The sequence below is a fragment of the Frankia sp. CgKIO3 genome, assembly GCF_977946435.1.
This window is the reverse complement of the sequence record NZ_CDWTMO010000155.1, coordinates 1-9,943: the sequence shown is the minus strand read 5'-3', so window position 1 is coordinate 9,943 and position 9,943 is coordinate 1. Positions and strand designations below refer to the sequence as shown.

At 69.0% G+C, this 9,943-nt stretch carries 9 protein-coding genes; 8 read left to right on the top strand and 1 reads right to left on the bottom strand.

Annotation, left to right across the window (positions count from 1 at the left end; genetic code table 11):
* Positions 1 to 222 precede the first annotated feature (222 nt).
* From AC08OJ_RS15875 to AC08OJ_RS15865, 3 genes are read left to right on the top strand one after another with little or no spacing between them, the layout of a single operon-like run.
* Positions 223 to 726, top strand: a complete 504-nt coding sequence (locus tag AC08OJ_RS15875; RefSeq protein ID WP_476593768.1) for a hypothetical protein — start codon at positions 223 to 225, stop codon at positions 724 to 726.
* Positions 727 to 756: 30 nt separating this feature from the next.
* Positions 757 to 1,977 (top strand): YcaO-like family protein, encoded by a 1,221-nt coding sequence (locus AC08OJ_RS15870; RefSeq protein WP_476593767.1) that lies wholly within the window; start codon positions 757 to 759, stop codon positions 1,975 to 1,977.
* Entirely contained in the window at positions 1,974 to 3,068 is a 1,095-nt protein-coding gene (locus AC08OJ_RS15865) for a TfuA-like protein (protein ID WP_476593766.1), read from the top strand. Before AC08OJ_RS15870 ends, AC08OJ_RS15865 begins: the two co-directional genes overlap by 4 nt.
* Positions 3,069 to 3,200: 132 nt before the next feature.
* On the opposite strand, the gene AC08OJ_RS15860 is transcribed toward AC08OJ_RS15865, so the two are convergent.
* The gene (locus tag AC08OJ_RS15860; protein WP_476596127.1) at positions 3,201 to 3,755 is read right to left on the bottom strand and encodes a flavodoxin family protein; all 555 of its coding nucleotides are present in this window, start codon (positions 3,753 to 3,755) and stop codon (positions 3,201 to 3,203) included.
* Positions 3,756 to 4,256: 501 nt separating this feature from the next.
* Between AC08OJ_RS15860 and AC08OJ_RS15855 the strand changes: the two genes are divergently transcribed.
* The 5 genes from AC08OJ_RS15855 (at position 4,257) to AC08OJ_RS15835 (ending at position 9,885) form a co-directional block, all read left to right on the top strand.
* Positions 4,257 to 5,075 carry an SAM-dependent methyltransferase gene (locus AC08OJ_RS15855; protein ID WP_476596126.1) on the top strand — a complete coding sequence of 273 codons (819 nt, stop codon included), beginning with the start codon at positions 4,257 to 4,259 and terminating at the stop codon, positions 5,073 to 5,075.
* A gap of 193 nt (positions 5,076 to 5,268) precedes the next feature.
* On the top strand, positions 5,269 to 7,446 hold the full coding sequence (locus AC08OJ_RS15850) for a putative bifunctional diguanylate cyclase/phosphodiesterase (protein ID WP_476596125.1): 2,178 nt from the start codon (positions 5,269 to 5,271) through the stop codon (positions 7,444 to 7,446).
* Between the two features lie 252 nt (positions 7,447 to 7,698).
* Complete coding sequence (gvpO, locus tag AC08OJ_RS15845) at positions 7,699 to 7,992, top strand: gas vesicle protein GvpO (RefSeq protein ID WP_476596124.1); 294 nt, start codon at positions 7,699 to 7,701, stop codon at positions 7,990 to 7,992.
* A 66-nt stretch (positions 7,993 to 8,058) separates the two neighbouring features.
* Positions 8,059 to 8,556: a gas vesicle protein gene (locus tag AC08OJ_RS15840; RefSeq protein WP_476593761.1), complete on the top strand. Its 498-nt coding sequence runs from the start codon at positions 8,059 to 8,061 to the stop codon at positions 8,554 to 8,556.
* 45 nt (positions 8,557 to 8,601) lie between these two features.
* Positions 8,602 to 9,885: a GvpL/GvpF family gas vesicle protein gene (locus AC08OJ_RS15835; RefSeq protein WP_476596123.1), complete on the top strand. Its 1,284-nt coding sequence runs from the start codon at positions 8,602 to 8,604 to the stop codon at positions 9,883 to 9,885.
* The last annotated feature ends 58 nt before the right edge of the window (positions 9,886 to 9,943 follow it).

Sequence of the window (9,943 nt, the reverse complement as noted above, 5' to 3'; positions counted from 1 at the left end):
TGCTTCCGACCTGAAATATCATTTACGGGCTGCCGGGCAAGACCGACGAAGACTACGTGGCGATGGCAGACCTGGTGAAGTCACTTGTCCACCTCAAGCCGCCCGGGCTGGTCCGGCTTCAGGTCCAGCGGTTCAGCCCTTACTTCGACAAACCCGCGTCCCACGGCTTGCGGCTGCTCGGTCCCGTCGCCTATTACCGCCACTTACCGCCACCTGCACTCCGTGCCGGCGGACGAGCTCGCCGGCCTGGCGTATGCGTTCGAGTACGAGCACGTGGACGGGCACGACCCCGAACAAGCGGTCGCCCCGTTGCGTGACGCGGTCGACGCCTGGGACCGCTGCTGGACGCCCGGGCGCCACCGGTCGCTTCGATACGAGAGAGGGCCGGGGTTCCTGCGTATCCGCGACCGTCGCCCCTTGCTCCCGAGCCGCGACATCTTCCTCGACGACGTCGAGGCGGAGCTCTACCTCGCCTGCCTCGACGGCGCCACCCCGTCGAGCGCGGCGGGTCGCCTGCTTCGCGACCGCGACCTTGACCTCGATCCCGACGAAGTGCGAGCCTTTTTGACCGAGATGACCGATGCTCGCCTCGTGTTCCGGGATGGCGATCGGTTCTTGGCACTGGCCTTGCCACTGACACCCGACGCCGACCCGCCGGCCCGCTCCGCCGCGGCGCGCACGAGACCTCGCCTGCGCCTGGCGACCTCGGACCGAGATGGCAACTGACGTCGTGCATCTGGTGGCCGGAGGATCGCGATGACAGCAAAGACCTTCACCCTCGGGACCCACCGCGCGGTGGCGCCGGAAGAAACCGTCCGGCGGCTGCGCGGCCAGCTCGACATCTTCGGGATCACGAGAGTAGCGGACGTCACTGGACTGGACCGGATCGGCATACCGGTGGTGACTGCCTGCCGCCCGGCCGCTTACTCGCTGGCCGTCTCGATGGGCAAGGGCGTCACGCTTGCCGCCGCCAAAGCCTCGGCAATCATGGAATCCGTCGAGCTGTGGCACGCCGAACGGGCGAGTGTGCCGACCGTGTGGGGACCCGCCTGCGACCTTGCGCCGCGCCACCAGATAGCCGATTGGTCTGGCCTGGCTCGGGCAACCGGAGCGAATTTTGCGACCACGACACCGACGACGTGGGTGGCGGCCGCCTCGCTCGTCGACGGCACTGCGGCGCTTGTCCCGTTCGAGGTAGTGCACACCGACGGTCGAGTTCAGGAACCGCCAGGTAGCGGCTGGTTCAGCTGTACCTCGAACGGTCTGTCGTCGGGCAACAACGGCTTCGAAGCCAAGCTTCACGCACTCTGCGAGCTGATCGAACGCGATGCGATCACCATGTGGCGGCTTACCGGCGACGTCACCACGACCACCATCGATCTTGGCAGCGTCACCGACCCGGTCGGCAGGTCACTGCTTGAGCGCTTCGACGAGGCTGGGATCGCTGTGATGCTCCACGACGCGACGAGCGATGTCGGCGTCGCCACTGTGGAGTGCACAGTCTTCGAGCCAGACGCCGACGACCAGGATCTCACGGTCTACGCCACGAGTGGCATGGGATGCCATCCCAGTCGAGACATCGCGCTGTGCCGTGCCGTCACCGAAGCGGCGCAGAGCCGTCTCACGCTCATCAGCGGCGTACGCGATGACATGTTCCGCGCCCGCTACCGCCCGAGCTCCGCTGCCGCCGAGCAGGCGCGATTGCTGCGAGAGCGCTGGCGGGCGTCGTTGCGCGGCGGCCGCGACGTCAGCGACCTCCCCGACCTCTCGACGAGCACGCTCGAGCGCGACCTGGAAGCCGTGGTGAGTGCGCTCGTCACCCGAGGCTTCGACCCTTGGTGGGTTGACCTCAGCCGGCCGGACACCGGCGTTGCGGTCGGCCGCGCGGTTGTTCCAGGTCTCGAGCCGCCCAGTGACGTGTCGGGGTACAGGCCGGGTGCTCGCGCTCGCGCCGCTGTCGAGGGCGTCGTCGGTTGACCGGGCCAGTGACTGGGCCATTGCCAGTCGTCTTCCTCGGCCCGACACTCGGCATCGACGACGCTCGCGCCGTTCTGGACGCCGAGTTCCTGCCGCCTGTTCAGCTCGGGGACGTGTGGCGGATCAGCCAGGAGAGACCGCCCACGATCGGGATCATCGACGGCTACTTCCACCAAGTGCCGGCAGTGTGGCACAAGGAGATCCTGTACGCCCTAGCGCTCGGGATCCGGGTCTACGGGTCGTCGAGCATGGGAGCGCTACGCGGCGCCGAGCTGGCGCCCTTCGGCATGGTCGCCGTCGGTGACATCGCTGCGGGATATTGCTCCGGTGAGCTGACCTCGGACGACGAGGTGGCCCTTGTGCATGCAACGAGCAAGCACGGCTTTCGGCCGCTTTCGGAGCCCCTGGTGAACGTGCGAGCGACCGTAGCTGCCGCGACGGCGCAGGGCGTGGTCTCTCGCATGACCGGAGAGCTCGTCGTTCAGACCGCACGTTCGTTGTTTTATGCTGACCGCCGGTGGGAGCACCTGCTGAACCTGGTGCCGTGCCCCCCCGAACAGCTCGAGGCGTTGCGCGCGTGGCTGCCGCAAGGCCGAGTCGATCAGAAGCGGGCCGACGCAGTGGCCATGCTCGAACGGATGCGCGACGACCTCATGCCGTCGAGTAGCGAAACGACCTCGCCCGCTGCGACTGAATTTACCCCCACCGTGCTCTGGAACGAAGTCGTGCGGCAGGAGACGCCCATCGCCAGCATCCTTGACGAGTTCCTCTTGGCCGTTCCGTTGGCACACACTGTGGCTGAGGGTATTGCGCGCGCGTCGTCCGGCGAATGGGTCGACTGGGTAGCGCTCCTTTCGGCTGAACCCGACTGGCCCGAGTGCTGCCGCCGAGCAAGGCGGAAACGGCAGGTGTGGACTCAGTCCACCGACGATGATCAGAGCAACGCCGACAAGCTCCTTGCCTGGTTCTTCGGCGAGCGTCTGGGGTGGCCAGACGACCTCGGCGCCTTTCTCCGCGAGCGTGCTTGGACGGACGTCAACCGCGTCACCGAGGTCGCCGCCCGCGAAGCCGCTTTCCTCGCCGCCCGGTAGTCACGCCCGAAAATCGCCTCTGCCAGTTTGTGCAACCAGAAACCTTACAGATCCGTGCAAGATCCGACTTCCTCCACCGAGCCGTTCGTACTCGGCGGCGATCCGGGTGAAGTGTTGCTGTGTCAAGGCGGCTCAGGAAAGCGCGTTACCCTTCGCCGAGGCAGGGACCATCCATCCGAGGCTTTCGGCCCAGCGGCGGGCGCGTTCGGGTTCGTCGGCCACCCGTGGGCCCGCCGGGCCGTCGACGTAGAAACTCCGCGGACGGTCGAGGAGGGAGAAGCCGAGACGGTGCAGGCACTTTGCCGCACCGGCCGCGGCCGAACCCGCGGGACGGGGGTGACGGACCTTCGTGTCAAACGTGGCCGCTCCGGTGAGCGGTATCCCCTCGGGCGACCCACTCGGTTGCCTGGGTAGTGCCTCGAGCCACTCCCGGATCCCGATTCCCGGCGACACGACGTTGCCCTCGGTCCGCCTGGTGGCGTCGTGCCGGGTCTCGGGCCGACTCATCTCGAACGCATGGGTGGGCCCGCCGACGATGAGGAGCCTGACATCGTCGTTCAGGGCCGGGTCCGCGGTGCCGACCTCCACGAGTCCGACGTCCAACCACGTCGACAGGCCGATCGCGACGGCGTCCGCGATCACCCTGGTGTTGCCAAACATCGATTCATACACGACGAGGGCGCGCATCTCGTCCCACTCCTTACCCGGAACCTCGTACCGGAGCCTCGTGTGGTCCCGGCCGAGGGCGACGCCCGAATACCCGCGCTGTCCCGGCCGCCGTCGGTCTGTCGGCTGCCGCCGCGAGCTCCGGTCCTCCCGGTTCTTCCGGTTCTTGCGGCCGTAGGGGTCTCCTCGGCCGTCGCGGGCGTCGACCCTCGATCCAGGTTCCAGACCAGTGTCATCCGTGGACGGCCACGCAGGGCAGGGTCGGACGGTCTGGTCAAACCGGACATTCGGCACAGTCGGCGGCTTCCCCATGGGCCGCCGCCGGAGGTCGGTCCGCGCTGCTGGGAGGCCCGGGCGGGAGGTAGGGCGGGCGTGCGATGAAACGAGCGAACGGGGTGTGAACGCGGCGTGGAGGTACTGGTCTCCGTAGCGACACCGGCCGGTGTGGTGACGAAGGTAGCGATGGTAGACAATCTCCTCACCGTACGTCGTCTAGTGGGTCGCGCAGGAGAATAGATGATCATGCCCGAGTTGCCCGAGTGGGCCGCGGGGATCGATGTCAATCGCCCGAGCGCTGCGCGGATGTACGACTACGCGCTCGGCGGATCGCACAATTTCGCGGTGGACCGGGAGGCGACGCGCGCCGCCCTCGAGATCCTCCCGGATGCCCCGCTGATCGCCAGATCGAACCGGTTGTTCCTGCACCGGGCGATGCGCTTCCTCGCTGCCGAGGCCGGGATCACACAGTTCCTGGATCTCGGCTCCGGGGCGCCGACGGTCGGTAACGTACATGAGATCGCCGAAGGGGTGAATCCGGAGGCCCGGGTCGTCTATGTCGACATCGACCCGGTCGCCGTCATCCACTCCCGGATGCTGCTCGCCGACAATCCGCGGGCCACGGTGCTGCAGGCAGATGTTCGGCAGCCCGCGTCGATCCTCGGCTCCAGCGCGGTGGCCGAGCTGCTCGATCTTTCTCAACCGATCGCCGTGCTCATGGTGACGGTTCTGCATTCCGTCCCCGACAGCGATGACCCGGCTGGCATCATCGATTCCTTCCGGGAGGCGATGGCGCCGGGCAGTTACCTGGCCATCTCGCATGTGATCGCGGACGAGCGGGCCGTAGAGATCAACCAGGCCAGCAAGGTCTACGACGAGACCCCCACCGGGGTGACCCCGCGTTCCTGTGCGGAGATCGCCGGTCTGCTCCGCGGATACGACCTCGTTGACCCGGGCCTGGTCTACCTGCCGGCCTGGCGCCCGGACGCGGCGGGCATGGGCGCCGATCCCCTCGCGGGCAACCCGGTGCGTTCCACGGTACTTGCCGCGGTCGGGCGCCGGTAGCTCGCCGTTCTTTGGCTGTTCTTGGCCTTTTATGGTTTTTTTCTGGCTATCTCTTACTTTTCTTAACTTGTATTAGTTTTTCTTCGGCTTCCGGCGCTTTTCCGGCCAGCGGCCGAGGTTTTGTCACAGGGCGGGTCAGGCCCAAGGTTCGTCATGGTCCGGTAAGAAATGCGTGCGATGAGGAGTGCGTGCGGTGAGGTCCCTGCCCCAGACGGCCCGCCAGCAGGGCGTCGCGCGCTTCGCCCAGGCTTGGGCCCGAGAGATCCTCGGCGCCAGCTACCCGGCGATCGGCCTGATCGACGTCGAGCAGCGGTTACGGGCGTTGAGCGACCGGCTCGTCGACGCCCTGCTCGCCGAACCGTTCACGGCCGACCCTGCGGCCGCGGTCGGGGCTGCCGTCGTCGAGTACACCTTCGGCGCCGCGGACGCGTTGGCCGGAACCATCGAGATCTGTGGCACCAGACTGCTCACCGACCTACGACTCGGGACGGCCGACGGGTACGGCGCCCGGCTGGCGGCGTTGCAGGGCGGCCTGGCCCAGGGATACGCCCATGCGCTGCGGGAGCGGATCCTCGCCGGGCAGGACTCGATCCATCGCGCGGCCCTGCACGCGAGCGATGCCCGCTTCCGGCTGATCTTCACCGGCTCCGCGATCGGAATCCTGATCAATGACGGAGACGGACGGATCATCGATGCCAACGACGCTTTTCTGCGGATGCTCGGAGTCGACCCGGGTCAGGTGCGGGGCAGGTCAATCGACGAGTTCGCGCATCCCGAGGACGCGGGGGAGTTCCGGGAGGCCTATGCCGCCCAGCGGACCGCCGGACCGGAGCACATCCGGATGGAGCGGCGGTTCACCGGGATCGGCGGGTCGGTGGTGTGGGCCGAGCTGACCACGTCGTGTCTGCGCGACGACGACGGGCGGTGTCGTGCGCAGCTCTCCATGATCGTGGATGTGACCGACCGGCATCTGTTGCAGAGCCAGCTGCGCCGCCAGGCGCGGCACGACCCGCTCACCGGCCTGCCGAACCGGACGGTACTCATCGAACGGGTCCACGAACTGATGGCCACGGGACCGGAACGTCGCATCGGACTGTGCTTCATCGATCTCGACGGATTCAAGATGGTGAACGACAGCCTCGGCCACGACGTCGGCGACCGGTTGCTCGTCGCCGTCACGGACCGGCTGCGTCGGGTGCTGTCCCCGGAGCAGCTCCTGGTCAGGATGGGTGGTGACGAGTTCGTGATCCTCGTCGCCGACACAGCCGGCACGGCGGACGCCGTCGCCGTCGCCGAGACCGTGCTGGCGGCGCTGGCGAGCCCGCTGCGGGTGGGTGACCACGCGCTGTCCATCGGAGCGAGCATCGGCATCGTCGAACGGCCCGTCGCCGACGGGGACTACGCTGATCTGCTGCGGGCCGCCGAGATCATGCTCTACCGGGCGAAGGCGGAGGGGAAGGGCCGCTGGGCCCTGTTCGACGCGGAGCGAGGCGTCCGGCAGGTGACCCGGCACACTCTGTCGACCATGCTGCCCCGCGCCCTCGAACAGGACCAGTTCGTCGTCGAGTACCAGCCGATCATCGCTCTCGGCGACGGTGCGGGTGCCAGGATGGCCGCCGGGGCGATGGTCGGGGTGGAGGCGCTGGTCCGCTGGCGGCATCCCGGCCTCGGTCTGCTGCCCCCCGATCTGTTTATCGGGATGGCGGAGGAGGCCGGGCAGATCGTGCCCCTCGGCCGGCGAGTGCTGGAGCTTGCCTGCCGGCAGGCGCGGCAGTGGCAGGAGTGTCATCCGCACGCCCCGTTCGTCAGCGTCAACCTGGCCGCCCGGCAGACCCGCGAGGCCGGCCTGGTGGAACAGGTCCGACGCATTCTCGACGAGACCGGGCTTTCCCCGGACCTGCTCCAGTTGGAACTTACCGAGAGCGCCTTCATGGGCACGGCCGACGAGCCGCTGCGGGTCCTGCGCGGGTTCGCCGAGATGGGCGTGCGGATCGCTATCGACGACTTCGGCACCGGTTATTCCAACCTCGCCTACCTGCGTCGGCTGCCGGTGCACACGCTCAAGCTCGCCGGACCGTTCATCGAGGGCTTCCGCTCGGCGCGGGACGCCGACCCGGGGAATGAGGAGATCGTGCAGACGCTGGTCACGTTGGCTCACACCCTGCGCCTGACGGTGACCGCCGAGGGCGTCGAGACCCTGATGCAGGCCGAGCGGTTGCGCGCGGCCGCCTGCGACAGTGCGCAGGGCTTTCTCTTCGCGCCGCCGCTGACGGCCGAGGAGATTACCCAGAGGATCCTCACCCGGTCCGCTGGCTCGGACCGATCATCTTCGAGCCCCACGCGGGCAGTGCGGGCGGCATGGGCGCGCTGATCCCGTAGGACGCGCTGACCTCTCCACCTCCAGTAGATCTTCGGCGTGGGTAGCCTTGGCTCCTCCGGGCGGGGGCTCCTCCGGGGTGGTGCGGCGGTCGGTGATCTGCGGTCGACACCCGTCGTACGCTGGGAGTTTGGAGCCGGTAGTCCCGGGAATGGGCCGCGTGTCGATGTCTTCGATGCCTCGGTCCTCCTTGTCCCGGAGGCGGGGGTGGACGGGGGCCGTGCACCGGCCATGAGCCCAGACGCCATGAGCCCAGACGAGGACAGGACCGCCCGTCGCCGGGTGGGCCGCGGGGGACTGGCGGCGGTGCTGCCCGGCGTGCTGGACGAGTTCGGGACGCTGCTGGGGCATAGTCCGGAGCGGGTCTCCGGTGTGCGGCGGACCGACGGCGGCTGGTCGGTGCTGGCCGACGTCGTCGAGTTGGAGCGCATCCCGTCCACCACGAGCGTGCTCGCCACCTACCGGCTGGACGTCGACAGGGAGGGGAACCTCGTCGGTTACGAGCGGCTGCGGAGGTTCGTCCGTGGCGCCACCGACTGACCGCCACCGACTGACGAGGTTGCCGCGTGAGGTCGCCCATCGCGACAGCAGGAACCGGGCAGGGCCATGACCGTCGACCGCAGCCTCTTCGCCGGGCCGCCTCGTGCCCGGCCCTGGGGTGGTTCGCGTCCGGACTCGCTGGCCGACGTGTTGGAAAGGGTCCTCGACAAGGGGGTTGTGATCGTCGGAGACGTGGTCGTCAGCGTCCTGGACGTCGAGCTGCTCACCCTGAAGCTGCGGCTGTTCATCGCTTCGGCGGACACGGCGCGGGAGATGGGCCTGGACTGGTGGACCGTGGACCCCTTCTTCAACTCCCGGGCGCGATCTTTGGAGGAGGAGAACAGGAGGTTGCGGTCGCGGCTGGCCGAGGTCGAGCCCGCCGACGGGCGGTGGCCCGGGCGGACCGAAGACCACCCTGAGCGGATCGCCGACCGTCCCGCGCAGATCGCGAATCGTGCCGGGGAGGGTGTGGACGAGCCGACGGACCGGGATCCGGCGGATGCGGTCGAGCGGCTCTTCGACGGGGCCGGCCGGCCTGGCTGGCGCAGGGGGGATCGGCCTTGACGGGGTATCGGCCGCCGAGGAACGGGACACGAGGGAGTAGCGGCCATGAGCACGACGGCCGGGGCTGAGGATCTCACGGCCCTCGCCCGGCGACTCGCGCCTGAGATCGTCGAGGAGGCCGTCCGAGAGGCCCGCGAACTCGCCCGACATCAGATCGTCGAGTGCCTCGCCCGTGAGATCACCCGGGTGGTGATGGAGGGCATCCGGCCGGCCGTGACCCCGCCCCGGGACCTTCCTCCCGTTCCGGTCTCGCGGTCGGGGTCGGTCTCGCGGTCGGGGTCGGTCTCGCGGTCGGAGTCCGTCTCGGAGTCCGTTCCGGAGTCCGTTCCGGAGTCGACCGTCGAAACTGTGGGCGCGGTCGGGCCCGGCGTCCGGCCGTCCTCGCGCGCGTCCCGGACCGACCGCGGTCTTTACGCATACGGCATCATCCCCGCGGCGAGCGACACCGCCGGAATCGAGGGGCTGGGCGCCGGCACCGAGGTGGACGCGATCGCCTGCGGGCCGTTGTCACTCGCCGTCTCGGAGGTCGAGTTGAGCCTGCTGCGTGACCTCGAGGAGGACGTCTCCGACACCGGTCGCCTCGCCGTGCTGGCCCGCCGGCACGATCAGGTGCTGTGGGAGCTGCTGGAACGCGGCGGTGTGCTGCCGCTGCGGTTCGGCACGGTGCTCGCCGACCCGGAGCAGGCCCGGGCCATCCTCGACGACCAGGTACGGGACCTGCTCCGGATGCTGGACGCCGTCCGGGACGCCCGTGAGTGGGGATTCCGGGTGGATTCGCCTGTCCACCACCCGGCGAAGACCGTGCCCACGGTGGGTGTGGGTGGGCGGGCCGGCTCGGCAACCGGCTCGGGAACGGCCTATCTTGCCGAGCGGCGCCGGGAGCTGCAGGCGGAGCGGGACCGGCGTGACGAGATCGCGGCGATGGTCGATCGGGCGGATCGGGAGCTGGCTGCGCACACGCGGGATGACGCCCGTCGGCACACCGGTCGGCCGGGGCGGATGTTCGACTGCGCGTACCTCGTGCCGCGTTCGGAGGAGGAGGCTTTCCTCACCACGGCGACCGTGCTGACGCGGGAGCTGGACGCGGCGGGGTGCCCCGCCGAGGTGACGGGTCCCTGGCCACCCTCCTCGTTTGTCCATATCACGCTGGGTGGTGACCAGCGCCTGGGTGGCACCTTCGACGGTCACGAGGATTCGCCCGGCGGTGGAGCGCCGGTGGTTGACCGGGTGCGCACCACTGACCGGGTGCGCACCGCCGATCGGGTCCAGGGTCCTGCCGGAGGACGGAATGGTGCTATCGGAGGACGGCATGGTGGCGGCGATGACTGAGCTCGGCGAGGTGCCGGTTCCCCGGGGGGCCGTGCCGGGACGGGGCGCTGTGCGGGGG

Coding starts and splice junctions, on each gene's coding strand:
- AC08OJ_RS15870 (WP_476593767.1), top strand. CDS start 757: ATGACAGCAAAGACCTTCACCCTCGGGACCCACCGCGCGGTGGCGCCG.
- AC08OJ_RS15860 (WP_476596127.1), bottom strand. CDS start 3,755: ATGCGCGCCCTCGTCGTGTATGAATCGATGTTTGGCAACACCAGGGTG.
- AC08OJ_RS15855 (WP_476596126.1), top strand. CDS start 4,257: ATGCCCGAGTTGCCCGAGTGGGCCGCGGGGATCGATGTCAATCGCCCG.
- gvpO (WP_476596124.1), top strand. CDS start 7,699: ATGAGCCCAGACGAGGACAGGACCGCCCGTCGCCGGGTGGGCCGCGGG.
- AC08OJ_RS15840 (WP_476593761.1), top strand. CDS start 8,059: ATGACCGTCGACCGCAGCCTCTTCGCCGGGCCGCCTCGTGCCCGGCCC.
- AC08OJ_RS15835 (WP_476596123.1), top strand. CDS start 8,602: ATGAGCACGACGGCCGGGGCTGAGGATCTCACGGCCCTCGCCCGGCGA.